This is a genomic window from Inquilinus sp. CA228 (assembly GCF_052078665.1).
Lineage (GTDB): Bacteria > Pseudomonadota > Alphaproteobacteria > DSM-16000 > Inquilinaceae > Inquilinus.
In genome coordinates this window covers 78373-104044 of the sequence record NZ_JBQJIK010000018.1, presented here as the reverse complement: position 1 = coordinate 104044, position 25672 = coordinate 78373, and the positions used below count along the sequence as shown (strand labels likewise).

General features: G+C 69.3%; 24 protein-coding genes. 9 read left to right on the top strand and 15 right to left on the bottom strand.

Annotated features, from left to right (window positions below; translation table 11 throughout):
* Positions 1–94: 94 nt before the first annotated feature.
* Together ACTOWL_RS11275 and ACTOWL_RS11270 are read right to left on the bottom strand one after the other, a co-directional pair.
* Entirely contained in the window at positions 95–1195 is a 1101-nt protein-coding gene (locus ACTOWL_RS11275) for a helix-turn-helix domain-containing protein (protein WP_441321322.1), read from the bottom strand.
* 687 nt (positions 1196–1882) lie between these two features.
* The gene (locus ACTOWL_RS11270) at positions 1883–2824 is read right to left on the bottom strand and encodes a helix-turn-helix domain-containing protein (protein ID WP_441321321.1); all 942 of its coding nucleotides are present in this window, start codon (positions 2822–2824) and stop codon (positions 1883–1885) included.
* 307 nt (positions 2825–3131) lie between these two features.
* Here ACTOWL_RS11270 and ACTOWL_RS11265 point away from each other — a divergent pair, with 307 nt between their 5' ends.
* Together ACTOWL_RS11265 and ACTOWL_RS11260 are read left to right on the top strand one after the other, a co-directional pair.
* Positions 3132–4172, top strand: a complete 1041-nt coding sequence (locus tag ACTOWL_RS11265; RefSeq protein ID WP_441321320.1) for a LacI family DNA-binding transcriptional regulator — start codon at positions 3132–3134, stop codon at positions 4170–4172.
* Between the two features lie 192 nt (positions 4173–4364).
* On the top strand, positions 4365–5063 hold the full coding sequence (locus tag ACTOWL_RS11260) for a TetR/AcrR family transcriptional regulator (protein ID WP_441321319.1): 699 nt from the start codon (positions 4365–4367) through the stop codon (positions 5061–5063).
* Here the strand turns inward: ACTOWL_RS11260 and ACTOWL_RS11255 are convergent.
* Positions 5024–5929: a helix-turn-helix domain-containing protein gene (locus ACTOWL_RS11255; protein WP_441321318.1), complete on the bottom strand. Its 906-nt coding sequence runs from the start codon at positions 5927–5929 to the stop codon at positions 5024–5026. The genes ACTOWL_RS11260 and ACTOWL_RS11255 overlap by 40 nt on opposite strands.
* Positions 5930–6862: 933 nt before the next feature.
* Between ACTOWL_RS11255 and ACTOWL_RS11250 the strand changes: the two genes are divergently transcribed.
* Positions 6863–7861, top strand: a complete 999-nt coding sequence (locus ACTOWL_RS11250) for a helix-turn-helix transcriptional regulator (RefSeq protein WP_441321317.1) — start codon at positions 6863–6865, stop codon at positions 7859–7861.
* A 13-nt stretch (positions 7862–7874) separates the two neighbouring features.
* Here the strand turns inward: ACTOWL_RS11250 and ACTOWL_RS11245 are convergent, their stop codons facing one another.
* Positions 7875–8492, bottom strand: coding sequence for a hypothetical protein (locus ACTOWL_RS11245; protein ID WP_441321316.1), 618 nt, complete (start codon positions 8490–8492; stop codon positions 7875–7877).
* Between the two features lie 315 nt (positions 8493–8807).
* Here ACTOWL_RS11245 and ACTOWL_RS11240 point away from each other — a divergent pair, with 315 nt between their 5' ends.
* From ACTOWL_RS11240 to ACTOWL_RS11225, 4 genes are all read left to right on the top strand, one after another.
* The gene (locus ACTOWL_RS11240; RefSeq protein ID WP_441321315.1) at positions 8808–9611 is read left to right on the top strand and encodes an endonuclease/exonuclease/phosphatase family protein; all 804 of its coding nucleotides are present in this window, start codon (positions 8808–8810) and stop codon (positions 9609–9611) included.
* 100 nt (positions 9612–9711) lie between these two features.
* Positions 9712–10422: a hypothetical protein gene (locus tag ACTOWL_RS11235; RefSeq protein WP_441321314.1), complete on the top strand. Its 711-nt coding sequence runs from the start codon at positions 9712–9714 to the stop codon at positions 10420–10422.
* Between the two features lie 93 nt (positions 10423–10515).
* Positions 10516–11943, top strand: a complete 1428-nt coding sequence (locus ACTOWL_RS11230) for an amidase (protein ID WP_441321313.1) — start codon at positions 10516–10518, stop codon at positions 11941–11943.
* A gap of 131 nt (positions 11944–12074) precedes the next feature.
* Positions 12075–12926, top strand: coding sequence for a universal stress protein (locus ACTOWL_RS11225; protein ID WP_441321312.1), 852 nt, complete (start codon positions 12075–12077; stop codon positions 12924–12926).
* A 3-nt stretch (positions 12927–12929) separates the two neighbouring features.
* Here the strand turns inward: ACTOWL_RS11225 and ACTOWL_RS11220 are convergent, their stop codons facing one another.
* Positions 12930–14219: an MFS transporter gene (locus tag ACTOWL_RS11220; protein ID WP_441321311.1), complete on the bottom strand. Its 1290-nt coding sequence runs from the start codon at positions 14217–14219 to the stop codon at positions 12930–12932.
* Between the two features lie 209 nt (positions 14220–14428).
* Here ACTOWL_RS11220 and poxB point away from each other — a divergent pair, with 209 nt between their 5' ends.
* Positions 14429–16156: a ubiquinone-dependent pyruvate dehydrogenase gene (gene poxB, locus ACTOWL_RS11215; RefSeq protein WP_441321310.1), complete on the top strand. Its 1728-nt coding sequence runs from the start codon at positions 14429–14431 to the stop codon at positions 16154–16156.
* Positions 16157–16159: 3 nt separating this feature from the next.
* Here the strand turns inward: poxB and ACTOWL_RS11210 are convergent, their stop codons facing one another.
* From ACTOWL_RS11210 to phnG, 9 genes are all read right to left on the bottom strand, one after another.
* On the bottom strand, positions 16160–16702 hold the full coding sequence (locus tag ACTOWL_RS11210) for an MOSC domain-containing protein (protein ID WP_441321309.1): 543 nt from the start codon (positions 16700–16702) through the stop codon (positions 16160–16162).
* Positions 16699–17403 carry a DUF1045 domain-containing protein gene (locus ACTOWL_RS11205; RefSeq protein ID WP_441321308.1) on the bottom strand — a complete coding sequence of 235 codons (705 nt, stop codon included), beginning with the start codon at positions 17401–17403 and terminating at the stop codon, positions 16699–16701. The genes ACTOWL_RS11210 and ACTOWL_RS11205 overlap by 4 nt, the downstream gene beginning before the upstream one ends.
* A gap of 2 nt (positions 17404–17405) precedes the next feature.
* Positions 17406–18542, bottom strand: a complete 1137-nt coding sequence (locus tag ACTOWL_RS11200) for an alpha-D-ribose 1-methylphosphonate 5-triphosphate diphosphatase (RefSeq protein WP_441321307.1) — start codon at positions 18540–18542, stop codon at positions 17406–17408.
* Positions 18539–19246 (bottom strand): phosphonate C-P lyase system protein PhnL, encoded by a 708-nt coding sequence (gene phnL, locus ACTOWL_RS11195; RefSeq protein ID WP_441321306.1) that lies wholly within the window; start codon positions 19244–19246, stop codon positions 18539–18541. The genes ACTOWL_RS11200 and phnL overlap by 4 nt, the downstream gene beginning before the upstream one ends.
* 3 nt (positions 19247–19249) lie before the next feature.
* Positions 19250–20029, bottom strand: a complete 780-nt coding sequence (phnK, locus tag ACTOWL_RS11190; protein WP_441321305.1) for a phosphonate C-P lyase system protein PhnK — start codon at positions 20027–20029, stop codon at positions 19250–19252.
* Positions 20026–20970 (bottom strand): alpha-D-ribose 1-methylphosphonate 5-phosphate C-P-lyase PhnJ, encoded by a 945-nt coding sequence (locus tag ACTOWL_RS11185; protein ID WP_441321304.1) that lies wholly within the window; start codon positions 20968–20970, stop codon positions 20026–20028. Before ACTOWL_RS11185 ends, phnK begins: the two co-directional genes overlap by 4 nt.
* Positions 20971–21144: 174 nt before the next feature.
* On the bottom strand, positions 21145–22257 hold the full coding sequence (locus tag ACTOWL_RS11180; protein WP_441321303.1) for a carbon-phosphorus lyase complex subunit PhnI: 1113 nt from the start codon (positions 22255–22257) through the stop codon (positions 21145–21147).
* A gap of 4 nt (positions 22258–22261) precedes the next feature.
* A complete protein-coding gene (gene phnH / locus ACTOWL_RS11175) occupies positions 22262–22867 on the bottom strand; it encodes a phosphonate C-P lyase system protein PhnH (RefSeq protein ID WP_441321302.1) in 606 nt (201 codons plus the stop codon).
* Complete coding sequence (gene phnG / locus ACTOWL_RS11170) at positions 22864–23319, bottom strand: phosphonate C-P lyase system protein PhnG (protein WP_441321301.1); 456 nt, start codon at positions 23317–23319, stop codon at positions 22864–22866. The genes phnH and phnG overlap by 4 nt, the downstream gene beginning before the upstream one ends.
* A 112-nt stretch (positions 23320–23431) precedes the next feature.
* Here phnG and phnF point away from each other — a divergent pair, with 112 nt between their 5' ends.
* On the top strand, positions 23432–24166 hold the full coding sequence (phnF, locus tag ACTOWL_RS11165; RefSeq protein WP_441321300.1) for a phosphonate metabolism transcriptional regulator PhnF: 735 nt from the start codon (positions 23432–23434) through the stop codon (positions 24164–24166).
* 90 nt (positions 24167–24256) lie between these two features.
* On the opposite strand, the gene oxlT is transcribed toward phnF, so the two are convergent.
* Positions 24257–25591 (bottom strand): oxalate/formate MFS antiporter, encoded by a 1335-nt coding sequence (oxlT, locus tag ACTOWL_RS11160; protein WP_441321299.1) that lies wholly within the window; start codon positions 25589–25591, stop codon positions 24257–24259.
* Positions 25592–25672: the final 81 nt, after the last annotated feature.

The following is a 25672-nucleotide window of genomic DNA, read 5'->3' as shown; positions in this document are numbered from 1 at the left end:
GGGCAGCGTCTCTGATCCCCTCTCCTCGGGGAGAGGGAGGGGCCCGACGTCGAAAGCGGCGGGAGGGTGAAGGGGTGGCTCAGCGGCCGCCGGCTCACTCCGCCGGCGAGGAGGCCGGGATGAGCGCCGGCTCCGCGGTCTTGCGCCAAGCGGCGCGGGCCTCGCGCGGGCTGAAGCCGAATTCGCGCCGGAACGCCCGGGTGAAGTCCGAGGCCAGCTTGAAGCCGCAGCTGTAGGCGATGTCCTGGATCCGACGCCCGCTCTCATGGGTCAGGGCGGCATGGGCGGCGAACAGGCGGCATTGCTGGATGTAGTGCGACACCCCGCCGGCCTGCTCGAACACCCGGTAGAGATTCGAGCGCGAGACGCGCAGGTCCTGGGCCACACGCTCCGGCGTCAGCTCGGGGTCGCCGAAATGGGCCTGGATGTGGGAGCGGGCGCGGTCGAACAGGATCGAGGTGATGGCGCTGCGCGCCTGCGCCTGCCGGTCGCGGGACGGCCCGACGCAGGCCGCCAGCATCTCGGCCGTGGCCCGCCCCGCCAGCACTAGCTCCTCCGGCGACATGCCGATCAGCCGCGCCTCGAGGCTGCGCAGATAGTCGACCAGGAGGGCCGAGAGCGGGCCGGTCAGGACGGTGCCCGAGGCGCTGTCGAAATTCGCGGCGGCGGCCACGAACAGGTCCCGCGGCAGGGTCAGGGACAGCCCGCCATGGTGGGCCGCGCGGCCCCGGAACGGCTCGTCCAGCGACAGCAGGAACAAATCGCCCGGCCGGATCTGGACCTGGCCGTCGGGGCTCTCGATCCAGATCTCCCCGACCGTCAGCAGCATCAGGCGCCAGCAGCCGATCGGCGTGCGGCGGCCCCCTCCCCCCGCCTGGCCGAGGGCGTGGCCGAAGGAATGGGCATCGGCGTGGCCATAGGCCAGGGACAGGCCGCCCAGGCCGCAAGTCATGAACTCCGCGACGAAGCCGTGCGCGGGCGTCGTCCCGGGCGGCAGGCCGACATCCATCAGCGGACCGTGATGCGCGCGCCAGACCTCGAACTGCTCCTCCGGCGCGTAGGCCAGGGTCGACACGCCGCGCGGGGCCGACGGCCGCTTGTCGCCGAAATCGCGCGGCGCCGGCGGGAACGGCTCCCACCCCAGCACGTCGCGATAATGGTCGAGCTGGACCCGGTCCTGCCATCCGGGGCGCACGGACAGCCCGGCCGCCGGCTGGAGATGAGGGTCCGGCCATCCCGGCGGCGGGCCCGGCGGCGGGAACGATATCGTTGCAACGGGCCGGCCCGGGATCGCGGGGGCGAGCCCGACCAGGGCGCCGGCCGCCGCATCGTCCCCGAAGGGCCGAGCATCCGATCGGTTCATTCCGCCTTCCCTCTCATGACGAGCCGAGATGGCCTGGCGTCGATCTGCCCGGATGGCGAGGGGTCAGCGTCTCCACGGCCTGCACCGGCGGCCCCCATTCCCGGGATGCCGCAATGATTGCCCCGCGACTATCGATCGTCCCCCAAACCATCTGCATATCGGCGAAAGTGATCTGCATATTCCCGAATGCTGCATCACTCGCCGTGCCGTTTGGTGCAAACCAATCTCTCAAAACGAGCAATTATTGTCACAGGCAGCGCATTATGTGCAGTAATAGGCGTATCTTGAAGGAGAAAATATTGCTAAACTGTGATATTCATTTTAGATGACAAATAAAATTCAGATAATCGACCCTTGAGATCAGCTTTCTGGCCTTTTCGTCATGGCGAGGTACGGAGCCCCCCTTTGAGTACAGAAGGGGCCATCCAGGGACCGGTGCCGCTGGTACCCCTGCGGGGCTCGCCATGACGGGTCCATATTTCACGCCGCCGTATCAGATGCGCCGGCTCGCGACGCTGGCTATGCGCGCGGCACGCGGCCGAAATGGCGCTTGTAGTTGCGATAGAAGGTCGAGGGGTTGGAGAAGCCGTGGTCGAGGATCACACTCGCCACCTTCTGCCCGCCCGCCTCGATCTCGCGTCGCGCGGCCTCGAGCCGCGCCGTCATCACCGTCTCGTGCAGCGAGGCGCGGTTGTCGTAGAAGATGCTGTAGAGCTTGCGCTTCGAGATGGCGAAGTTGCGGGCCAGAAGATCGGCGCCAAGGGCCGGGTTCTTCACGTTCTGGGCGATGAAGCCCTTGATCCGCTGATAGAGGCCGTGGTCGGGACGCGAGGCGTTCTCGCCGTCATCCGCCGCCAGATAGTCGCGGATCGCGGCCCCGATATAGTCGAAGATCGGAATGTCCCGCTGGCACGGCCCGATCTCCCCGCCTTCCGGCTGGACCAGCTCGGCCAGGCCGAGGATGTAGTCCGCCAGCGAGGCGCTGGTCGCCACCACCACGCCGGACGCCTTGGCCAGGGCCGTCGGCTCGGCCCCGGCGACCTGGAGCACATCCAGCTCGCAGCCGCCCGACGTCCCGGCCGACAGGGCCAGGCTGAACCCCAGATCGCCGCCGATCACGACCACCGAATTCGGCGACAGCGGCCGCCCGATCCCCCCCACCGTCAGGTGGCCGTTTTCCCGCAGGACGAGGACCAGGAAATGCGGCCCGCCGCAGGGACCGTCGCAGGGCCGGCCGTGGCGCGTGAGCACCCCCGGGGTGATGCGCAGATGGGCCGCCCCGCTGCAGCCGACGAGGTTGAACCGGATCGCGGCGCGGAAATCCCCGCCGTCCGGCACGAAGGCCGCGCCGAGCACGGAGTCGCAGACCTGCCGGGCGAACGCCTCCGCATCGGCGAAGAGGATCGATCCGGAGACGGAGTTGCCTTGCCTGGGGACGACGTGGGACGCTATCCGGCGCATCGGTCGGTTGATGAAAGTGGGTTGGAGAAAATCGCCCCTGGGCAGACAGCGTCGCCTGCAGGGGTCTGGTTGGCCAACATCACGGAACGAACCCTTCCAGTCGATCCGGGCGATGCTTGGCAATCGTTTGCCAACGATAGTGATTGTCGGATTGTTTGCAAGATTTTTCTTCCGGCCCGCTGAGACCACGGAACGCCCCCGGCCAGCCGCCACATTTGCAACAATTCTTTCACGGATGAGACGGGGCGGAAGGAGCACGAACGGCATGCCAAGGCGACCCAGGGACGGCCGGAGTTCGGGGCCGTTGATGAGCGATGTCGCGCGCCTGGCGGGCGTCGCCACCTCCACGGTCAGCCGGGCCCTCGCCATTCCCGGCCGGGTCAACGAGGAGACCCGGCGGCGCGTCGCCGCCGCGGCGGAGCAGCTCGGCTATATCCCGAACGCCGCGGCACGGAGCCTGCGCGCCGGCAAATCCACGAACATCATGGCCACCCTGCCGGGCCCGAGCACCATCTTCGGCGTCGCCCAGATCATTCCAGCGGTGGTGCAGAGCCTCGCCGCCACCCTCTCGGAACATGGCTTCGATCTCCTGTTCTGCAACCGCAACTCCCCGGCCGCCGAGCGGCACATCCTCAGCCAGGCCTTCGGCGGCTCCGTCCGCGGCGTGGTCGTCTTCGGAGCCGAGGCCCTGCCGTCCTACGGGCGCCGATCGCTCACTGACGCTGACGTCCCGGTCGTGTCGCTGCTGATCGACCGCAGTGCGGCCGGCATCCCGAGCGTGGTCACGAATGATCGCGGCGCGATGCGGGAGGGTGCGCTCCACCTGGCCGCCCTCGGCCACCGGTCGTTCCTCTATGTCGCCGGCGAGGCCGGCAACTACCACGAGGTCGAGCGCTACTCCGGCCTGCTCGACGCCCTGGCGACGGCGGGCCTCTCGGAGGCGGCCGTGATCCGCCATGGGGGCCGTTTCGGCTTCAACGAAGGCCTGCGAAGCGGCGTCGAGGCGGCGCAGGCCTATCTGGCGATGCAGCGGCGCCCGACCGCGGTGATCTGCTGCGCCGACGATGCCGCGATCTCGTTCATCGCCACGGTCCGGTCGCACGGCGTCGCGGTGCCCGGCGACGTCTCCGTCGTCGGCTTCGACGGGGCCGCGGTCGGGGCCTTCTGCGATCCGCCCCTGACCACGCTGGCGCAGCCGACCGAGGATCTCGGATCCCGCGCCGCGGAGATCATGCTGCAGCTTGCGGATGGCGCCGCCCCGTCGCCTCTCAACACCACCCTGTCGAGCCGGCTTCTCCTGCGCGGCAGCACGGCCGCCCCGGCCGGAGAGGACCGGACACCCGGTTGACGATGCTGTCCGCGCGGCGCACAAAGGCCCGCGCGCCCGGCTGTCTCGGGCGAAGATCACGCTCGAGTCCAATGTCACGGACCGCGCCTCCATCCGCTGACTTTCCGTTCGGAAAGGCTCGCAAGAATGGACTTTCCATCCGGAAAGTCAATAATCCATCGGGGTGGCGCGGTCGGCGGAACGGAGGACAGCGTGGAACACAGCACAATGATCGACGGAACGCGCCAGGAGAACGGCAGCGCGCGGATTCTGGCGGCCGCGCTGGAGGTGTTTTCCACGCTCGGCTTCGAGGGAGCAAGCCTACGGCAGATTGCGGATCGCGCTGGTGTAATGCACCAGCTGGTCGTCTATCACTTCAAGACCAAGGAAGGGCTGTGGCGGGCTGCGCTCGCCTCGATCATGAGCGAAGTCGCCGCGCAGTTCGCCGACATGCTGGTGCGACTGGCGGGCCAGAGCCCCCAGCAGGCCCTGCGGATCATGGTGCGGGAATTCGTTCTGTTCGCCGCGCGACGGCCGGAATTCCACCGCATCGTCACCTTTGAGGGGCGAATCGACAATACCCGGATCCGGTGGCTGATCGAAACCCACATGCGCCCCTATTTCGACTTCTCGACCGGCCTGATCCGTGCCGCCCAAGCCGCCGGGGCGGCGCGGCCCGGAGATCCGGGTCGGCTCCACTATGCCTTCATCGGCTCGGTGACGATGAGCTTCGTCTTCGCCCACGAATACCGCATCCTGACCGGGCTGGACCCCTTCGATCCAGTCGAGATCGAAAAGGTCATCGATCTGGCCTGCGGCGTCCTGGGAATCCCGAGCGCGGGGCCAGACGCCCCAAATCAGGATTCGGAGCCCTACCCGGCCCGCGGCGTCCGGCCGAACCGCCGCTTGTAGTTGCGGTAGAAGGTCGAGGCGTTGGTGAAGCCGTGGTCGCGGATCATGCTCGCCATCTTCTGTCCGCCGGCCTCGATGGCCCGATGCGCCGCCTCCAGCCGCGCCGCCATGATCATGTCGTGCAGCGAGGCGCCGCTCTCGCCGACGACGGCGTACAGCTTGCGCTTGGAGATGCCGAATTCCCGGGCGATCAGATCGGCCCCCAGCTGCGGATGCTTCACATGGCTCTCGATGAAGGACTGGATTCGGTGGAGCGACCGCGGCCCCTCGGGCTCCGCCGCATCCGCCTGCTGCACATAGTCCCTGATCGCCCTGCGGATGTAGTCGAAGATCGGCATTCGCGCCGCCAGCGGCTCGTCTGCCCCGACCCCTTTGACGATCAGCCTCGCATGGCTGGACACGTAGCGCGCCAGCATGAAGCTGGTCATGGCGATGCAGCCGGTCGCCCGGCGCAGCTCCGGCAGGCTGGGCGCCGCGATGTGCAGCCAGTCGACCATATGGCTCTCGCCGCCGCCGTCACCCAGCTGCAGTTCGAAGCCCCGATCGCCGTCGATGGCGGCGACCATGCCGGGCGCGAGGGCGCAGCTCTGCTCCCCGCTGATCAGCAGGCAGGCGCTCCAGGGCACCAGGACCAGGTAGTGGTCGCCGAGCCGGGAGAAGCCCCCGGCCGGCCGACGGATGACGCCGGGACCCGAGCGGATCTGGATGGCCCGGTGCCGGCCGACGAAGCCGAACAGCACATTGGCGGGCCCGGACTGGTTTCCCAGCGGCTCCAGCGAGGCATCGAGAAGCGGCTGGCACAGCTGTCGGCAATGCTCGTCCGGGCCAGCGCACAGGATGGATCCCCAGGCAGAACTCTCTCGCATGTCTCAATGTCTGCAGCGTCATGCGCGTGGCGTGGTCATGCGGCTTCGCGATAGGACTTTGCTCTCACGAAGAACACGGATCGCCATCACCGGACACGGCCCGTACCGGCGCCACAGGCGATCCAGGACGGGCGCTGTCGGGCCCCGGGACTGCAATGCAGCATCGGCAACTCCGCAGCTCCGGCGAAGGAGCGGCCTCATCTCAACCAGATGTCTGTTGCCTGGTCGGGGAAGCAAGACAGGGTCACGCAATCCATCAGAGAGGTTCCTTCGATTTGTGCTTCCCGAACCGCAGAGATAACTAAGCGTGGTGAATTTAAATCACAATAAGTTTATCCCCTCTCATAGAATCGAAATAATATTTCATTTTGAATTCCTGAAAGACAGTGGGCTGCGGAGAAATAGAAGAATCGGGGGGCATTCCTTCCGAATCCTTGCCGGGCCCGCCGCACCATGGTGACGTTACCATAGGGAACGTTCCCCGGCAGCCCCTGTTCCAACAAACCGCCTGGGCGGTCGAGATCATCCGAAGATGTCCTTTGTGATGGTAAAAACCGATCGTGTCGTCCGACCCGGAGCAGATCTTCGCCCAAAGCATGACACGTCGGCGCACCGTCCGCCGGAGAGCGCAGCCGAGGCGGAAGGCGTCCGGCTGCCGCGAGCCCGGGCATGTGAATGTCGGAATTCCGGACCGTCCGGAGCGCTGTCACGGTCTTACGCGAGCGGCCTCCCAGCGGCCGCATCAATCGATATTGTCCTGCATAAATTGATATCACATCTGCGCAGGACGATATTCCAAGTCGCGCCAATCGGCCTGCCAACCCCGCTATATCGGATGCATGCGCGCCGACCCCGGCCTCCATCGCCGCATAAACGGCCGCGGAGACGGATGCCGCGCTCCTCCGATGTTCCCGCCACCGGTGATGCAAGACGATGGTCATCCCCCACCAAACCGCCTCGGCCGGCCAGCGCGTCACGACATCCGGCTCGATGCTGTATGAGGGAGGTGTCGACTATTTCCGGTCACAGTTCTGCCAGCCGCTGCTGCACGCGGACTTCGTGCCGACCACCGATGTGCCGTTCCGGGTCACGGCCAAGCTCGGCATCGTCGAAGATCATCGGTCCCTGCGGCTGTACTGCACGCCCGGAATCCTCCGCCGCCGCGGCGCGCTGGGCACCCCCGCCTCCGCCCATTGCCTCGTCATCGCCACCGGCAACAGCTGCGCGCTCCTGATCAAGGACCAGACTGTCCGGCTGAAGCCGGGCGCGGCCGTCGTCCTCGACGGCAGCTGCGATTTCGATCTGGTCCTGGAGAAGGAGTCCGGGCGCTCCTGTCTCCTCGACTGGCTTCACATCACCCAGGGCGCCGAGGCGTTGTTCCCGGGCCTGGAGGCCCTCGCGGTGATCAACAGCGAGGCGATCACGACCTATATCCGGTTCCACAACGAGCTGATGACCAGCGACCAGGGGGCGGAGCTGACGGCCATCCCGGAGGTTCCGTCGTTCAACCATCTGGTCGAGATCATCCGCGCCTATCTGCTCGGGATGGCTCCGTCGCGCACCCATGACAGGGACCGGATGCTGCACCAGCAGATCAAGATGCACATCACCGAGAACCTGAGCAGCCGGGACCTCTCGCCCGAATCCATCGCCCGGCATTTCGAGATCTCGCCGCGAAAGCTGTACGGCCTGTTCGAGCGGCTGGGCGCATCCCTGCGGGAGACCATCATCACCCTGCGGCTCGAAGCCGCGCGTCGCGATCTCGAGCAGGGCAGGAAGAAGGTGGCGACCATCCTGCTGGACTACGGCTTCAGCAACGCGTCGACCTTCTATCGGCTGTACAAGAAGCAGTTCGGCCGGCCGCCGCGGTCCGGGCGCGGCACGGCGGCGGCCGGCCAGCATCCGGAGCCATCGGCGGCGGATGACCGCTGACGGGCCAAGCCCGCTAAGCCCAGAGCAGTGCGACCGTCAGAACCACAGGCAGCCAGAACAGGCTGGCCAGGCACACGCCGACCACGATCGGTTCCGGCCGCATGATCTCGTCGCCCGGGCGGCGAGAGCGCAGCTCGCCGACACAGCGGCGGAGAAAGGTGCTCTCGTCCGCCGTGTCGAACGGCCAGGGCGCCTCGGCCTCGGCCAGGAAGGATTCCGCGATCTCCGTGACCTCCCTGCCGCCGATCCACCATTGGGCGCGCCGCACGCTGCCGTCGTTCGTCCACTCGATGACCGCGGGCCCGCTGGTCCGGTGCCGGCGGTGATGCAGGTACCAGTGCTCGACGCGGCTGCCGTCCCGGTTGTGGCGGACATAGGCAGGCCCGTCGATGCGATGGGCGCCATCCGCGCTGAACCACCATTCGGACTTCAGCGAGCCGTCGGGGCGATACACGATCAGCGGCGCCTCGAAATGGGTTCCGGACACGTACCTGTCTTCCTGCGAGACGACATGGCCCGGATCGCCCTTCGGATCCCTCGCACCGTCTCGACGCGGCAGATAAAGCACATTGTCGCTGCCGGGCTCGCCGTATCGCCACTGATCTGAAATCGGTTCGGCGTCTCGGTCCATGTTTTCCCGAACTCCATACTCAGAAAAGCATCGCAATTATTCACAGCCGACGTCACTGAAGAACAAAGAAAACAATATCCTGATCTCTGCAGATAGATTCATATTCTGCGCATCGTGGTCTTGCTCGACTTGCCGGAAACGGGCAACGGGGCTGCCTCTCGGGGTTCAAGCACCCGCAGATCCCTGCCTTCTCCATCGATGCAGCCAGGGCCTGGGGCGGTACATTCCGTCGCGGCATCTTGGCATCGGCGCCGTGGTAGATTAAATCCCGCTAGTCCCGGGTGCTGTCTGACGGTCCCGGCTTTCGGAACCGAGATGGCCCCGTACGACGCATCCTTCCGCGCTGGTAGCCTGCCCGAGACACCGACGGCCCCCGTCCGGACGGTCGTGGTCGGGTCGTACAACGTGCACAAATGCGTCGGCCTGGACAGGCGCTTCGACCCGCTGCGCATCGCCGACGTGGTCGCCGAGCTCAACGCCGACGTGGTGGCGCTGCAGGAGGTCGACCGCCGGTTCGGCCGCCGCTCCGGCCTGCTCGACGCCGAGACGCTGCGCCGCGACAGCGGCCTGCATCTGGTGCATGTCTCCGACCTGCCCGACGGCCATGGCTGGCACGGCAATGCCCTGCTGGTGCGGAACGGCGTGGTCACCCGCCTGCGCCGCCTGACGCTGCCGGGCGCCGAACCGCGCGGCGCCATCGTCACCGAGCTGGCGCTGCCCGCCGGCCGCCTGCGGGTGGTGGCGGCTCATTTCGGCCTGCTGCGGCGCTGCCGGATGCGCCAGGCGGCGATGATTCTCGACGAGATCGCCGAGGGCGAGAGCATGCCGACGCTGCTGGTCGGCGACCTCAACGAATGGCGTCCCGGGCGGCGCTCCTCGCTACGGCCGCTCGGCGCACTGTTCGGGCCGCTGCAGGCCAGCCCGCCCAGCTTCCCCGCCCCGCTGCCGCTGATCTCGCTCGATCGTATCCTGGGCTGGCCGCAAGGCGTGCTGCACCAGGTGGACGTCCATCGCAGCGCGCTGTCGCGGATCGCCTCGGATCACCTGCCGCTCAAGGCCGTGATCGATCTGGGCGTCACCCTGCCGGCCGACGCGGCGCCGCTGTCCCAGGCCGCCTGACGCGGCGCCCGTTTCGGCGGGTCCATCCCCCTTCGAGGCCCCCGCCTCGCTCCGTTCCGCAAGCTATGGCATCGTGGAGCGGCATCACAGGGAGGGGGCGATGCCGAAAAGCTTCAGGGCCGGATCGGCCCGATGGTGTGCCGTGGGGTTCCTGGTCCTGGCCGGATGCGCCGGGCCACGAACCCCTGAAGGCTCGACGCCGATCCTGTCCCAGCCGGGAGAGGTCGCCGTCCAGGGCCGCTATGTTCATGCCGGCTCAGGCATGGCCTTTCCGACGGATGGCACGGCCGCGGGCTCCCGCTTCGTCCGGGTCACCGTCACGCAGTTCGACGACAAGGGACGGGATGTCAGCGCCAATTATGATGTGCCGACGCCCTCAGGCCGGATGCGGATCTCGGCCTATGTCTACCCCGTTCCGCTGGCCTTCGCCCTCAAGCCCCCGAAAGAAGCCGACGCGGCAGCGGTCCGCCTTTCGGAGGGGTTGATCCGCAGCGAGCTGTGCCGGCAGGAGCAGGATCGACGAAAGCAGGAGCTCCTGGACTTCCATCCCGAAGCTCGGCTGCTTCGTGAAGGCGCGATCAGGCCGCCGCACGGTGAAGCCGGCGTGCCGGGGAATGTCGTGACCTACGAGACCCGCGACTTCATCAACAACACGAAGGGGTTGGTGCGGTCGGAGATCTACATCTTCTGCTACGTCCAGAACCTCTGGATCGTGAAGTACCGCGTCACGCCGGTCCAGGATAGCGCATCCGAGGCCATTCTCGCCGACTTCATGAGGCAGGTGCCTTGGACTTCGCCCACCCCGGGCTAGATTGGAGGCCCGACGAACTCCTGCCTTTCCGCTCCAGCCCGCTATCCTTGGGCGGAGCGGCGCAGGCCGCAAGCCGTCCCTGAGGATCGAGAGATGCCCGACACGCCCCCGTCCAGCGCCCGCGCCATCGCCGCCGACATCACCGCCGGCCGGACCAGCGCCCGCGAGGTGATTACCGGCGCCCTGGACCGCGCCCATGCGGCGCAGGCCCGGCTGAACTGCTTCACCCTGATCCTCGACGACGAGGCCCTGGCCGCCGCCGCCGCGGCCGACGAGGCGGTCGCGGCCGGCCGGCCGTTCGGCCCCCTGCACGGCGTGCCGGTGGCGATCAAGGACCTGACGCCGACCGGCGGGCATCTGACCACGCTGGGTTCGCATTCGACCGGCGACTGGGTGCCGGACCGGTCGGCGCTGGTGGTCCGGCGGCTGGAGGCGGCGGGCGCGATCGTGATCGGCAAGACCACCACCCCGGAATTCGCCCATTCCAGCTTCACCTACAGCCCGCGCTGGGGCGTCACCCGCAACCCCTGGGACCCGGAGCGGACGCCGGGCGGCTCCTCCGGCGGCTCCGGCGCCGCGGTCGCGGCCGGTGTGGTGCCCTTCGCCGAGGGCACCGACATGGGCGGGTCGGTGCGGATCCCGGCCGCCTTCTGCGGCGTGGTCGGGTTCAAGCCGAGCCTGGGCCGGATCCCGATGACCATCCTGCCCAGCCAGTTCGACGACATCTCGCATTTCGGCCCGCTGGCCCGCTGCGTCAACGACGCCGTCGCCTTCCTGGCCGCGACCGCGGGGCCGAGCGACGAGGACATCAACTCCCTGCCCCTGCCCTTCGACGCTGCGGCGACGCGGATCGACGGGCTGGCCGGGCGGCGCTTCGGCCTGTCGCTGGATCTCGGCTACTACGCCGTGGACCCGGCGGTCGAGGCCGCGGTCCTGGCGGCGGCGGAGGCGCTGCGCCGCGCCGGCGCCGTGGTCGAGGAGGTGCGCCTGCCCTGGACCCGGGCGGTGAGCGACCGCTGGCTCGACCTGTGGTGCGTGTTCATGGCGGCGTTCCACGGCCACCGGCTGGCGGAGTACCGCGACCGGATGGACCCGATCCTGGTCGGGCTGATCGACCGCGGCCTGACCCTGGGCGCTGCCGAGGTCAAGCGGATCGAGATCCTGCGCAGCGCGATGTGGGACGAGCTGGCCCCGATCCTGGCCGGCCGCGACGCCCTGCTGTGCCCGACCTGCGCCGTCCCGCCGCCGCCCGTCACCCTGACCGATGACGACTTCGCCGCCGACGACCCGGATGGGCGCTATGGCGGCCTCGACATGACCGCCCCGTTCAACCTGCTGTCCCCTTGCCCCGCCCTGTCGCTGCCGGCCGGGCTGACGCCGCAGGGCCTGCCGGTCGGGCTGCAGATCGTCGGCCACCGCTTCGCCGACGAGGCGGTGCTGGGCCTGGGCCGGGCGATGGAGGCGGCGCTGCTGGAGGCCGGCCTGACCGAGGCCGTGCGCCGCGGACCGCCCGGCACCTAGCGGTCCGATCCGCTGGGGTCTTGGATTGGCGGGCTTCCACCCCAGATTGGTTGAGTCAGGACCGGCATTGAGTCAGTCTTCCATTGTCGCCGATCGCCCAGCGCGGGCCCGGCCAACATGGAGTCGATCAGATGGCCAAGGTGCTCGCCTGTATCGACGGCTCGATGTACTCCCACAGCATCTGCGATCTTTCGGCCTGGGCGGCGTCGCGGCTGAGCCAGCCGGTCGAGCTGCTGCATGTGCTGGGTCGCCGCGAGGTGTCGACCATCCCGGTCGACATCAGCGGCACGCTGGTCGCCTATTCCCAGGACATCCTGGCCGAGCTGGCGGCGATGGACGAGCAGCGGGCCGGCTTGTCGCAGAAGCGCGGCCGTCTGATTCTCGACGAAGGCCGCACCCGGCTGCAGGAGGCCGGAATCGCCGATGTCGACACCCATCTCTACAATGGCGACCTGGTCGAGACGGTGGGCGAGTTCGAGCCCGACGCCAGCGTCATCGTCATCGGCAAGCGCGGCGAGGCGGCCGACTTCGCCAAGCTGCATCTCGGCTCGAATCTCGAGCGGGTGGCGCGCGCCGCCAAGAAGCCGGTGCTGGTCGCCGCCCGCGCCTTCAAGCCGATCCGGCGCTTCCTGATCGCCTTCGACGGCGGCCCGAGCGTGACCAAGGCGGTCGACCTGATCGCCAACGGCCAGCTGCTGCGCGGGCTGGAAGGCCATCTGCTGATGGCCGGCAGCCCGGACGAGGAGGCCGAGGCCAGGCTGGACGCCGCCGAGACCAGGCTGCGCGACGCCGGCTGGGACATCCGCGCCCGGATCCTGCCCGGCGAGCCGGAGGCGGTGATCGCGGCCGAGGTGGCGGCGGCGTCGATCGACCTCTTGGTGATGGGCGCCTACGGCCACTCCCGCATCCGCAACCTGATCATCGGCAGCACCACCACGGCGACGGTGCGGTCCTGCCTGATCCCGGTGCTGATGATGCGGTGAGGGTCAGCCCTCCCGCCGCATCAGCCACAGGCCGGCCCCGCAGCCGAGCACGCACAGCGCCAGCATGTAGTGCAGATGCGCCAGGGGATCCGCGGCCAGCAGCAGCGGCACCACCACCGGCGTCAGGCCGCCGAACACGGCGTAGGAGACGTTGTAGGAGAAGGACAGGCCGGTAAAGCGGATCGCCGCCGGAAAGGCGCGGACCATGACGAAGGGCACCCCGCCGACCACGCCGACGAGAAGGCCGGCCAGGGCGTAGGTCGGCAGCAGCAGCTCGGGGCTGGTGGCGCCCTTGGTGTAGAGCAGCCAGACGCCGATCCCCAGCAGTGGGCAGCCGACGGCGAAGAAGCGTCCCGCCCCGATCCGGTCGACGATCAGGCCGGCCAGGACGACGCCGGCCGTCAGCCCCAGAGTGGCCAGGTTGTTGGCCAGCAGCGCCTGCGTCGGCGGCACGCCGTGCAGCTTCTGCAGCAACGTCGGCGTCATCAGGATGACCACGACGATGGCCCCCGACAGCAGCCAGGTCAGCAGCATCGACACCAGCACCGCGCCGCGGTGGTCGCGCAGCACCGCCTTCAGCGGCAGCTCCGACGCCAGCGCCTTGCGGGCCCGCATCTCCTGGAAGATCGGGGTCTCGTGCAGCATCCGGCGCAGATGGACCGAGAACAGGCCGAAGGCGCCGCCGAGCAGGAACGGCAGCCGCCAGGCCCAGCCGGCGATCTCGGCCTGGCTGAAGCTGCCGTTGATCGCGGTCGCCACCAGCGACCCCAGCAGGATGCCGGCGGTCAGCCCGGCGGTCAGCGTGCCGCAGGCATAGCCGATGCGGTTCGCCGGCACATGCTCGGCCACGAACACCCAGGCGCCCGGGACCTCGCCGCCGATCGCCGCGCCCTGCAGGATGCGCAGCAGCAGCAGGGCGACCGGCGCCCAAATGCCGATCTGGGCATAGGTCGGCAGCAGCCCCATGCCGAGCGTCGCCGCCGCCATCAGCAGAATGCTGAGCGTGAACATCCGCTTGCGGCCGAACAGGTCGCCGAAATGCGCCATGACGATGCCGCCCAGCGGCCGGACCAGATAGCCGACCGCGAACACGCCGAAGGTCTGGAACTGGCGCAGCCAGTCCGGCATGTCCGGCGGGAAGAACAGCAGCCCGATCACCGTCGCGAAGTACACGAAGATGACGAAGTCGTAGAATTCCAGCGCGCCGCCGAGCGCGGCCAGGCCGAGGGTGCGATAGTCGCCGGCGGTCAGGCGCCGCGCCGATAGAAGCTCGGCGGCGATGGCATGGGTCATGTCGGGCTCTGCCGTTCGATGAGCGATTTGTCTTACCAAAGGGACGTCGGATCGGGACCCTAGAGCAGCGCAGCGTGTCCCGGCAGCGCTACGGCCGCATGTCGGGGTCCACGAAACCTGTTGCATCCGTCATCGAACCGTCCGGTCTTCGGATGGCAACGGAAGCGGCTATCATGCCGGAGCCCAACCCGATTGCAGGAGGACCGGTCGTGGCCAAGAGAACGGTTGCCGATCTGATCGCCGACATGCTGGCCGATGCCGGGGTCCAACGGATCTACGGCATCGTCGGCGATTCCCTGAACGGGCTGACCGACAGCCTGCGGCGGAAGAAGACGATCGACTGGATCCGGGTGCGGCACGAGGAGGTCGCGGCCTTCGCCGCCGGGGCCGAGGCCCATCTGACCGGCGAGCTCGCGGTCTGCGCCGGCAGCTGCGGGCCGGGCAACCTGCACCTGATCAACGGCCTGTTCGACTGCCACCGCAACCGCGTGCCGGTGCTGGCGATCGCGGCGCATATCCCGAGCTCGGAGATCGGCCGCGGCTATTTCCAGGAGACCCATCCGCAGTCCCTGTTCCAGGAGTGCAGCCATTATTGCGAGCTGGTCTCCGACCCCTCGCAGCTGCCCGGCGTGCTGGAGATCGCGATGCGCGAAGCGGTGGCCAAGCGCGGCGTCGCGGTCGTCGTCATCCCCGGCGACGTGGCGCTGAAGGAGATCGGCGACCGGCGCCATTCCCCGTTCCTGCTGCCGGCGCAGCCGGTGGTGGTGCCGGCCAAGGCCGAGATCGATCGCGCGGCGGCGCTGCTGAACGAGGCCCGCCGGGTGACGTTGTTCTGCGGCCGTGGCTGCGCCGGCGCCCATGAGGCGCTGATGGGCCTGGCCGAGACGCTGAAATCCCCGATCGTCCACGCCTTCGGCGGCAAGGAGTTCGTCGAGTACGACAACCCCTACGATGTCGGCATGACCGGGCTGATCGGCTTCTCCTCCGGCTACACCGCCATGATGAGCTGCGACGTGCTGCTGATGCTGGGCACGGATTTCCCATACCGCCAGTTCTATCCGGCCGATGCCCGCATCATCCAGGTCGACATCCGGGCCGAGAATCTGGGCCGGCGCTGCAATCTCGAGCTGGGCCTGGTCGGCGATGTGCGCGAGACCATCGCGGCGCTGCTGCCGCGGCTGGAGGTCAAGGACGACCGCGACCACCTCGACGCCGCACTGCAGGACTACGTCAAGTCGCGCGAAGGGCTGGACGACCTCGCGGTCGGTACGGCGGGCCGGCCGCCGATCCATCCGCAATACCTCACCAAGGTGGTCAGCGACCTGGCCGACGACGACACGGTCTTCACCTTCGATGTCGGCACGCCGTCGGTGTGGGCGGCGCGCTATCTGAAGGTCAACGGCAAGCGGCGGCTGATCGGGTCGCTCAATCACGGCTCGATGGCCAACGCCCTGCCCCAGGCGATCGGCGCCCAGGCGGCGTGCCCGAAGCGGCAGGTGGTGTCGCTGTCCGGCGATGGCGGCCTGACCATGCTGATGGGCGACCTGATCACGCTGAAGCAGCAGAACCTGCCGGTGAAGGTGGTGGTCTACAACAACGGCGTGCTGGGCTTCGTGGCGATGGAGATGAAGGCGACCGGCTTCCTCGACACCTACACCGATCTGGAGAACCCGAACTTCGCGGCGATGGCGGAATCGATGGGCATCTTCGGCATCCGGGTCGAGGATCCGGGTGAGGTCGAGACCGCGGTACGGCGCGGCCTGCACCATGACGGGCCGGTGGTGATCGACGTCGCCACCAACAAGCTGGAGCTGATGATGCCGCCCACCGTCTCGGCCAGCCAGGTCGCCGGCTTCGGCATGTACATGCTGCGCGCCGTGATCAACGGCCGCGGCAGCGAGCTGATCGAGCTGGCGAAGACCAACCTGCGACGGTAGCGATCACACCCGCTCCAGCGGCCGGTGAGGTTCCGGCGGCAGTTCAACCCCGATCGGGTCGCCGGGGCGCACCGTGCCGCCGGCCAGGACGATGCCCATCACCCCGGCCTTGCGCACCAGGTTGCCGGCCTCGTCCCGGCCCACGACCAGCTTCAGCAGGCCCTGCTGGAAGCCGTCGATCTGGCTGCAGGGGTTGCGCAGCCCGGTGATCTCGACCACCGCCTCGGCACCAAGCCGCAGCTTCGCGCCGGTCGGCAGGCCGAGCAGGTCGATGCCGCGGGTGGTGACGTTCTCGCCCAAATCGCCGGGCACCACGGTGAAGCCGGCCGCGGCCAGCTCGTCATGCAGCTCGCCCTGGATCAGATGCACCTGGCGCAGATTGGGCTGCGTCGGATCGACCTTGACCCGCGACCGGTGCTTCACCGTGACGCCGAGATGGGCGTCGCCCTCGACCCCGAGCCCGGCCAGCAGGCGGATCGCGTCGAGCAGCGGCTTGCTGAAGCTGTGGGTCGGGCTGAGGCCGACCGCCGTGACCACCGCGGTCATGCCGCACCGCCCCGCAGCTTGTAGCGGCCGGTGACGAGAAAGGGGGCCTGAAGGTCGGCCTGCTCGTACACCGCGATCGCGTCGATCCGCAGCGGATCGATGCAGACGGGCGCGGTCCGCTCGGCCAGCACGGCGCGGACCCGCTCGTGCTCCGCGGTGTCGGTCAGGCGGGCGGTCAGGGTCATGTGGAAGCGGAACTCGTCGAACACATAGGGGTAGCCCCAACGCTCGAGATGCCGGTCCTGCGCCGGGGTCAGCGGCGACCGCCGCCGGCGCTCCAGCTCCGCGGCCGTGAGCGGGGCTCGGAACCGGTCGAAGGCCTCGACGCAGGCATCGGCCAGGGCATGCACCTCGGGCGCCGCCGCCGAGGGCACCAGGGCCAGGAAGCCACCGATCGAGGCGAGCGCCAGGGCCGGGCAGGACACCGGGGCGCGGCCGACGGCGAAGGCCTCGGCTGCCGCATGCAGCGCCTCGCCAAACACACCCTCGGCCAGTGGGAACGGCGCCTTCAGCGTGGCGTGGAAGCCGTAGTGCCGCGGGTCCTCGGTGATGGCGTGGAACCGGTCGGGGTCGATCCCGTCGAGCCGCGGCTGCGGCCTCGCCTCCCCGGTCTCCGGATCGCGGCCGAGCAGCTCGGCCCCGAGCCCTGCCAGGGCAGAGTCGGGAGGCGGCGCGAAGTAGATCGCGTAGCGTCGGGTCATGCTCAGGCGACCCGCTTGCCGGCGCGCCAGACGGCGCGGATGTGCGGCACGCCGTCGATCAGGCGGAAGCGGACGAGATCGGCCCGCAGCCCCGGCGCGATCCGGCCGCGGTCGTCCAGCCCCGCCGCCCTGGCCGGGTTGGCGCTGACCAGCGCCATCGCCCCCGGCAGGCCGAGCCCGACCGGTGCCTCGGCCAAGAGGCAGACGGCGTGCAGCATGCTGATCGGCACATAGTCGGAGGCCAGGATGTCGAGCAGCCCGGCCGCCGCGAGGTCCGCCGCCCCGACATTGCCGCTGTGCGAGCCGCCGCGGACCACGTTCGGCGCGCCCATCAGGATCGACAGGCCGTGGCTGCGCGCCGCCTGGGCCGCGCTGGCGGTGGTCGGGAACTCCGAGATCGAGACGCCGAGCGACACCGCTTCGTCGACATGGGCTGGGGTTTCGTCATCATGGCTGGCCAGCGCCAGGCCGCGACCGGCGGCGAGCTCGGCGATGGCGAGGCGGTGCCGGTGGGCATGCGCCTCCTGCGACGCCTGCCGCTGCTTCATCACCACGTCCAGCTCCGCCTCGCTGTAGCGGTGGCGGTTGGCCTGGCGCCACTTCTCGACCTGGGCGTACTGCCGCTGGCCGGGCGTGTGGTCCATGATCGAGAGCAGCCGCACCGCCGGGTCGTCGACCAGCACCGAGAGATAGTCGAGCACATGCGGGTCGCCGACCTCGCAGCGCAGATGCAGGAAATGGTCGGCCCGCAGCATGTCCTGGCGGCGCGCCGCCTCCAGCCCGTCGACCATCGGCCGCAGCAGGGTGCCGCGCGGCACGCCCTTGTGCTCGCCCATCAGCGACAGGCTGTCGAACACGGTGGTGATGCCGGCGGTGGCGACCTGCGCGTCATGCGCCATCGCCGCCGAGACGTTGTTCCACATCACCCCCGGCCGCGGCGCCACATGGCGCTCGAGATGGTCGGTGTGCAGGTCGATCATGCCGGGGATCAGGTAGTCCCCGTTGGCATCATCGCCGACGGGGGATGCCCCGCCCTCCTCCACCGCCACGATATGGCCGTCCTCGACCCGCAGCGTTCCGGTGACGATGGCCTCGGGGGTGACGATCCGGGCGTTCGAGAAGATCAGATCCGTGCTCATGCGGCCGCCTTGTAGAGCGTGACGTCGAAGATCCGGGTCGCCACCCGGTCGCGCACCGCCGTGTCGTGGAAGATCCCGACGATGGCGGCGCCCCGTGCCTTGGCCTCCTCGATCAGCTCGATGACCACGCGCCGGTTGTCGGCGTCGAGCGAGGCCGTCGGCTCGTCGAGGAGGAGGATGGGATACTCCATCGCGAAGCCATGCGCGAGGTTGACCCGCTGCTGCTCGCCGCCGGAGAAGGTGGCCGGCGGCAGCGACCACAGGCTCTCGGGCAGGTTCAGCCGGGCCAGCAGCGTGCGGGCGCGCCGGTCGGCCTGCGCCTCGGCAACGCCGGAGGCCAGCATCGGCTCCTTCACGATCTCCACCGTCGGCACGCGCGGGATCACCCGCAGGAACTGGCTGACATAGCCGAGCGTCCGGCGCCGCAGCTCGAGGATCCGGCGCGGCGTCGCGGCGGTGATGTCGACCGGCGCGCCTTCGTGCCGGATCAGCACCCGCCCGGCCGAGGCCAGGTAGTTGCCGTAGAGGGTGCGCATGAAGGTGCTCTTGCCGGCGCCGGACGCGCCGCCGAGCACGACGCATTCGCCCGCGGCCACGGCGAAGTCGACGCCGTCGAACACCGGCAGCCGCACGCCGCCCTGGTTGTGGAGGACGAAGGTCTTGGACAGGCCGGAGACCTCGATCATCGGACTCGTGTGCGGCATGGCTCAGACCTGCAGGACGGAGGAGACGAGGAGCTGGGTGTAGGGATGCTGCGGGTCGTCCAGCACCTGGTCGGTCAGGCCGGTCTCCACCACACGTCCGTGCCGCATCACCATCAGGCGGTCGGCCAGCAGGCGGGCGACCGCGAGGTCGTGGGTGACCAGCACCACGGCGATGCCGAGCCGGCGCACCAGCCCGCGCAGCAGGTCGAGCAGCCGGGCCTGGACCGAGACGTCGAGGCCGCCGGTCGGCTCGTCCATGAACACGAGACGCGGGTTGGTGACCAGGTTGCGGGCGATCTGCAGCCGCTGCTGCATGCCGCCGGAATAGGTCGCCGGCCGGTCGTCGATGCGGCCGAGATCGAGCTCGACCTTCGCCATCCAGTCCTGCGCCTGGCCGCGGATGCGGCCGTAGTGGCGGGCGCCGACCGCCATCAGCCGCTCACCGACATTGGCGCCGGCGCTGACACCCATGCGCAGCCCGTCGCGCGGGTTCTGGTGCACGAAGCCCCAGTCGGTGCGGGCCAGCATCCGCCGCTCCGGTTCCGACAGCGCGTAGATGTCGGTCAGGCCACGCACCCGGGTGTCGAAGGCGACCGTGCCGGCGCTGGGCGCCAGCCGGCCGGAGATGCAGTTGAGCAGCGTGGTCTTGCCCGAGCCGCTCTCGCCGACGATGCCCAGCACCTCGCCGGGCGACATCTCGAAGGAGACGTCGCGGCAGGCGGTGACGGTGTCGCCGAAGAGCTTGGTCAGGCCCTCGACCCGCAGCAGGATGTCGCCGCTCATGCCTCGCCTCCCGGGATCTCGTGCGCCTGCTCGACCGCACGGTCATAGGCGGCCAGCGCCTCGCCGCTCAGCGCGCCGTGATGGCCGGCCTCGCGCCGGGTGCGGCAATGGTGGCTGTCGGAGCAGACGAACATGTGCCCGCCGGCATCGTCGAGCACGACCTCGTCGAGATAGCTGTCCTCGGCCCCGCACAGGGCGCAGGGCTGGTCCCAATGCTGGATGTCGAAGGGATGGTCCTCGAAATCCAGGCTGACCACCCGGGTGTGGGGCGGGATGGCATAGATCCGCTTCTCGCGCCCCGCCCCGAACAGCTGCAGCGCCGGGTTCATGTGCATCTTCGGATTGTCGAATTTCGGAATCGGCGAAGGGGACATCAGATATCGGCCATGCACCATCACCGGATAGGAGTAGGTGGTGGCGATGTGGCCGTAGCGGGCGATGTCCTCGTACAGGCGGACATGCATCAGCCCGTAGTCGGCGTAGCCGTGCATCAGCCGGGTCTCGACCTCGCGCGGCTCGAGCTGCCGCAGCGGCTCGGGCTGCGGCACCTGGTAGACCAGGATCTGGCCCTCCACCAGCGGCTGCTCCGGGATCCGGTGGCGGGTCTGGATCACCGTGGCCGCGCCGGTGTCCTCGGTGGTCGCCACCCCGGCGACGCGGGCGAAGAAGCGGCGGATGTTGACGGCGTTGGTGGTGTCGTCGGCGCCCTGGTCGATCACCTTCAGCACGTCGTCCGGCCCGATGATGCTGGCGGTGACCTGGATGCCGCCCGTGCCCCAGCCATAGGGCACCGGCATCTCGCGGCCGCCGAACGGCACCTGGTAGCCGGGGATCGCCACCGCCTTCAGCAGCGCCCGGCGGATCATCCGCTTGGTCTGCTCGTCGAGATAGGCGAAGTTGTAGCCGGGGTCGCGGGTCACGGCGGTTTCCACTTCAGACATCGGCTCGCCCCCTCACCCGAAATCGCTGCGCGATTTCGACCTCTCCCCAAGGAGAGGTGAAACAACGTCCGGCTCCATTCCCCTCTCCTCGGGGAGAGGGAGGGACCCAGCCCGCTTGGGCTGGGAGGGTGAGGGGGTGGCCCCGCCCTACCCTCTTCGTCACGATGTCGGCGCTCATTCCGCCGCCTCCTTCCGGGTGTCGTCCGCCTCGCGGGCGCGGCGCTCATGCTCCGCCCGCAGCCGGCGGATCAGCTCCAGCTCGGCCTGGAAGTCGACGTAATGCGGCAGCTTGAGATGCTGCACGAAGCCCGAGGCCTCGACATTGTCGCTGTGCGCCAGCACGAACTCCTCGTCCTGGGCCGGATAGCGCGAATCCTCACCCAGCTCGCGGCCGCGCAGCGCCCGGTCGACCAGCGACATCGCCATGACCTTGCGCTCGCAATGGCCGAAGGCCAGGCCGTAGCCGCGGGTGAACTGCGGCGGCGCCGATTTCGACCCGGCGAACTGGTTCACCATCTGGCATTCGGTGACGGTGACCTCGCCGATCTCGATCGCGAAGCCCAGCTCCTCCGGCACGATCTCGACCGCCACCTCGCCCAGCCGGATCTCGCCGGCGAAGGGGTGGTTGCCGCCATAGCCGCGCTGCACCGAATAGCCGAGCGCCAGCAGGAAGCCCTCGTCGCCTCTCGCGAGGTTCTGCAGCCGCTGGTCGCGGTCGGCCGGCAGGCTCAGCGGGTCGCGCGTCAGGTCGACCGGCTCATGCCCTTCCGGCGCCTCGGCCTCGCGCTCGATCAGCCCCTCGCGGTTGAGGATGTCGACCACGCGCGGCACCGGCCCGTCCGGCCCCGCCTCGCCCTCCGGCGCCGCCGCCGGCTCGCCCGCGGCGGCCAGGGCGAAGTCGATCAGGCGGTGGGTGTAGTCGTAGGTCGGGCCCAGGATCTGGCCGCCCGGGATGTCCTTGTAGGTGGCGGACACGCGGCGCCGCACCGTCATGGCGGCGGTGTCGACCGGCTCCGACACCGCGAAGCGCGGCAGCGTGGTGCGGTAGGCGCGCAGCAGGAAGATCGCCTCCACCAGGTCGCCCTGCGCCTGCTTGATCGCCAGCGCCGCGAGATCCCGGTCGTACAGCGAGCCTTCGGCCATCACCCGGTCGACGGCCAGGCCCAGCTGCTCGCGGATCTGGTCCGGGGCGATCTCGGGCACCGCCGGATCGCCGCGGCGGGTCTCCGCCAGCAGCGTCTGGGCGTTCTCGATCGCACGTTCGCCTCCTTTGACGGCGACATACATCGGATCAGCCCTCCCAGCGGGTGGTGCGCGGCAAGCCCAGCATCCGGTCGCCGCAGGTCAGCAGAAGATCGACGCCGAGCGGATAGGCGGCGCCATTGGCCGCCCAGTCCTCGCGGAACCATTCCGGCAGGCCCACGATCCGGGCGGGTTCGGCCGCGGCGATGCCGGGGCCGGTGAAGCGGCCCGCCTCCGGCCCGTCCAGCGCCGGCACCTCGACCACCAGCGTCGCCGAGCGGTCGGGGTAGCGGTCCTCGCCCAGGGCCAGGCCGCCGAGGCGCGGCAGGGTCGTGGCGTCGGCGACGAGCAGGAAGGCCGCCGCGGCCGGGTCGGCGACCAAGGGCGCGCCGGTGTGGAAACGCAGGAAGCTCTGCACCGCCGGGGTCGCCAGGGCCGGGTCGAGCCAGACCGGCGTGTCGAAATCGACCAGGGTCAGCGCCGCTGCCGTCATGGCGCGGCCGAGCGGGGCCGGCGCCGCGACCGGCTCCGGGCAGCCGACCGGCCGGCCGGGTCGGGCCATGGCGTCGAGCACCGCGCGGAACACCGACTGGCTGCCGAGCACCGGGTCGGCGAGGCCGGGCAGCAGCGCCGCCGAGTCGAGGATCGCGGTCATCGTGGATTCTCCCCCCGCACCATGGTGAAGAAGTCGACGCGGGTCGCCGCCGCCTTGCGCCGGGCCACGGCCCGCGCCTCGGCCTGGGCTGCGCGCAGTGGCGCAATCAACGCGGCCTCGACAGCGTTGCGCCGATCGGTCTGCAGCAAGGCGTCGGCCCGGGCCGCGATCTCGGCATGGCGGCGGTCGCGGCCGGCGACATAGGCGAAGCCCAGCACGTCGCTGCCGTCCAACCGCACAGTGCAACGCGTCACCGTCATCTCGCCGAGCGCGAAGGCCATGCCGTCGCCGCCGGCGCGGCCGCGCACCATCACCATGCCGGTCTCGGCCGGGCGCAGCGTGGTGAATCGGGCCTCGTCGTCGAGATCCGACCACAGGCGACGCAGTGTCGCCGAATCCGACTTGGCCAGCACGGCCATCCAGTCCCGGCGCTGTTCGGTTTTGTTGGTCATCGACCGATCAACCTATTGCACATTCATCTAGTCATCCGTATGTTTAGATCATGGACGAGATTCGACGGCAGCCGCAAGTCGGCAAGGATGAAATTTGCGTGACGGAACTGGCATGACTCCACACACCTCGCTCAGCCGCGGCGCCGGCGTCGCCCTGTGGCGCCAGATCAGCGAGGCGCTGGAGCGCGAGATCCGCGACGGCGTGCACCCGGCCGGCGCCCGGCTGCCGACCGAGGCGGAGCTGTCGGAGCGATTCGGCGTCAATCGCCACACGGTGCGGCGGGCGATGGCGGAGCTGGAGGAGCGCGGCCTGGTCGATGTCACCCAGGGGCGCGGCACCTTCGTCCATCTCGGCGCCATCGCCTATCTGATCGGCCGGCGCACCCGCTTCCACGAGAACATGCGCCGCGAGAACCGCGCCGCCCGGCTGGAGCTGCTGGAATCGGCGAACGAACTGGCCTCGGCCGCGGTCGCGCGGGAGCTGGAGGTGCCGGTGGGGGCCGAGGTGATCCGGCTGGACACCCGGTCGCATGCCGACGGGCTGCCGCTGAGCCTCGCCAGCCATTACTTCCCGGCGGCGCGCTTCCCGGGAATCGTCGAGATCTTCCGCGAGACCCGCTCGGTGACGGCGAGCTTCGCCCGTCTCGGCGTCGCCGACTACACCCGCCGCCGCACCCGGGTCTCGGCCCGGCTGCCGGATGCGCGGGAGCAGCGGCTGCTCGAGATCACGCGCTCCCGGCCGGTGCTGGCGACCGAGGCGCTCAATGTCGACGCCGAGGGACGGGTGGTCGAGTTCGGCCTGTCCAGCTTCGCCAGCGACCGCATCCAGCTGGTTTTCGAGAGCTGACAAAAACGGAAAACCGGGCGGGAGGCTGCCCTCCCGGCCCGGCTGTTCCATTCTTGCAGGGCCGGCAACGGGCCGGCCCGGTCTGAGAGCCTAGCTGGCGCTGGCCAGCCGGCCGCTGTGGCTGGCCGCCCGCTGCGGCTCGGCCGTCGCCAGGGCCGAGGCGTTGCGGGCATGGTGGCGCTGCAGCATCGGCCGCAGGATCACGATCGCCGAGAACGCTGCGATCAGATCCATCGCCGCCACGGTGTACAGCACCGTCGACCAGGTGCCGGTCGCCTCCATCAGCAGGTTGCCGAACGGCACCAGCAGCGCGGCGACGCCCTTGGCGCAGTACAGCACGCCGTAGATCTTGCCGACATGCTTGGTGCCGAAGGTGTCGCCTGCGGTGGCGCTGAACAGCGAGTACACCTCGCCCCAGGCTAGGAACACCACGCCCGACAGGATCAGGAACGCCCACGGATTGTGGCCGAAGGTGCCGAGCGCGACGATGCCGATGCCTTCCATGGTGAAGGCGATGAACATCGTCTTCTCGCGCCCGATATGGTCGGACACCCAGCCGAAGAAGGGCCGCGAGATGCCGTTCATGATGCGGTCGAGCATCAGGGCGAAGGGCAGCGCCGCCATGGTGAAGAAGAACAGGTTCACCGGCATGTCCTTGACGCCGAGATCCTGGGCGATGACGCCGAGCTGGGCGACCGCCATCAGACCGCCGGTGACGGTGCAGATGAACATGAACATCATGACGTAGAACACCCGGGTCTGCAGCGCCTCGCCCAGCGTGTAGTCGCGCCGTGACTGGGCGACCTTGGTCGAGTGCTTCACCTCCTGCTTGCCCGGGGCGCGCAGGAACCAGGCGGCGGCGAAGATGATGCTGCCCTGGATCAGGCCGAACCAGAAGAAGGCGGTCTGATAGCCCGAGTCGGCGATGACGCTGGCGATCGGGATGATGGTCAGGGCCGAGCCGGCGCCGTAGCCGCCGGCGGTCAGGCCCACGGCCAGGCCGCGGCGGTCCGGGAACCATTTCAGCGCGGCGTTGACGCAGGTGGCGTAGACGCAGCCGACGCCGATGCCGCCGATCGCGGCGCCGACATAGAAGCCGGTCAGCGAGGTGGCGTAGGAGTTCACGACCCAGGACAGGCCGGTCATCACGCCGCCCACCAGCACCATGGCGCGCGGGCCGTATTTGTCGATGAAATACCCCTCGATCGGGGTCAGCCAGGTCTGGACGACGACGAAGATGGTGAAGGCGGTCTGGATCGCGGCGCGGCTCCAGCCGTAGGTCTCCTGGATCTCCGGAACGAACAGGGTCCAGGCGTATTGGATGTTCGCGGCAGCGACCATGCAGACGATGCCGGCGATCAGCTGAATCCAGCGATTCGCGGGCGCTCTCCCCGTCCCGGCGCTCGCGTTGGAAATCGCACTCATGGCGATGGCTCTCCCAGTGTCTCGTTGCACTCGTTCGGCCGGTCGTTGACTGCCGGCGGTTCATTGGCCTGCGATGCTCTA

Excerpts from the sequence above, each read along its gene's own strand:
- ACTOWL_RS11270 (WP_441321321.1), bottom strand. The coding sequence starts at position 2,824 with ATGCGCCGGATAGCGTCCCACGTCGTCCCCAGGCAAGGCAACTCCGTC.
- ACTOWL_RS11265 (WP_441321320.1), top strand. The coding sequence starts at position 3,132 with ATGAGCGATGTCGCGCGCCTGGCGGGCGTCGCCACCTCCACGGTCAGC.
- ACTOWL_RS11255 (WP_441321318.1), bottom strand. The coding sequence starts at position 5,929 with ATGCGAGAGAGTTCTGCCTGGGGATCCATCCTGTGCGCTGGCCCGGAC.
- ACTOWL_RS11250 (WP_441321317.1), top strand. The coding sequence starts at position 6,863 with ATGGTCATCCCCCACCAAACCGCCTCGGCCGGCCAGCGCGTCACGACA.
- ACTOWL_RS11245 (WP_441321316.1), bottom strand. The coding sequence starts at position 8,492 with ATGGACCGAGACGCCGAACCGATTTCAGATCAGTGGCGATACGGCGAG.
- ACTOWL_RS11240 (WP_441321315.1), top strand. The coding sequence starts at position 8,808 with ATGGCCCCGTACGACGCATCCTTCCGCGCTGGTAGCCTGCCCGAGACA.
- ACTOWL_RS11235 (WP_441321314.1), top strand. The coding sequence starts at position 9,712 with ATGCCGAAAAGCTTCAGGGCCGGATCGGCCCGATGGTGTGCCGTGGGG.
- ACTOWL_RS11230 (WP_441321313.1), top strand. The coding sequence starts at position 10,516 with ATGCCCGACACGCCCCCGTCCAGCGCCCGCGCCATCGCCGCCGACATC.
- ACTOWL_RS11225 (WP_441321312.1), top strand. The coding sequence starts at position 12,075 with ATGGCCAAGGTGCTCGCCTGTATCGACGGCTCGATGTACTCCCACAGC.
- ACTOWL_RS11220 (WP_441321311.1), bottom strand. The coding sequence starts at position 14,219 with ATGACCCATGCCATCGCCGCCGAGCTTCTATCGGCGCGGCGCCTGACC.
- ACTOWL_RS11210 (WP_441321309.1), bottom strand. The coding sequence starts at position 16,702 with ATGACCGCGGTGGTCACGGCGGTCGGCCTCAGCCCGACCCACAGCTTC.
- ACTOWL_RS11205 (WP_441321308.1), bottom strand. The coding sequence starts at position 17,403 with ATGACCCGACGCTACGCGATCTACTTCGCGCCGCCTCCCGACTCTGCC.
- ACTOWL_RS11200 (WP_441321307.1), bottom strand. The coding sequence starts at position 18,542 with ATGAGCACGGATCTGATCTTCTCGAACGCCCGGATCGTCACCCCCGAG.
- phnL (WP_441321306.1), bottom strand. The coding sequence starts at position 19,246 with ATGCCGCACACGAGTCCGATGATCGAGGTCTCCGGCCTGTCCAAGACC.
- phnK (WP_441321305.1), bottom strand. The coding sequence starts at position 20,029 with ATGAGCGGCGACATCCTGCTGCGGGTCGAGGGCCTGACCAAGCTCTTC.
- ACTOWL_RS11185 (WP_441321304.1), bottom strand. The coding sequence starts at position 20,970 with ATGTCTGAAGTGGAAACCGCCGTGACCCGCGACCCCGGCTACAACTTC.
- ACTOWL_RS11180 (WP_441321303.1), bottom strand. The coding sequence starts at position 22,257 with ATGTATGTCGCCGTCAAAGGAGGCGAACGTGCGATCGAGAACGCCCAG.
- phnH (WP_441321302.1), bottom strand. The coding sequence starts at position 22,867 with ATGACCGCGATCCTCGACTCGGCGGCGCTGCTGCCCGGCCTCGCCGAC.
- phnG (WP_441321301.1), bottom strand. The coding sequence starts at position 23,319 with ATGACCAACAAAACCGAACAGCGCCGGGACTGGATGGCCGTGCTGGCC.
- phnF (WP_441321300.1), top strand. The coding sequence starts at position 23,432 with ATGACTCCACACACCTCGCTCAGCCGCGGCGCCGGCGTCGCCCTGTGG.
- oxlT (WP_441321299.1), bottom strand. The coding sequence starts at position 25,591 with ATGAGTGCGATTTCCAACGCGAGCGCCGGGACGGGGAGAGCGCCCGCG.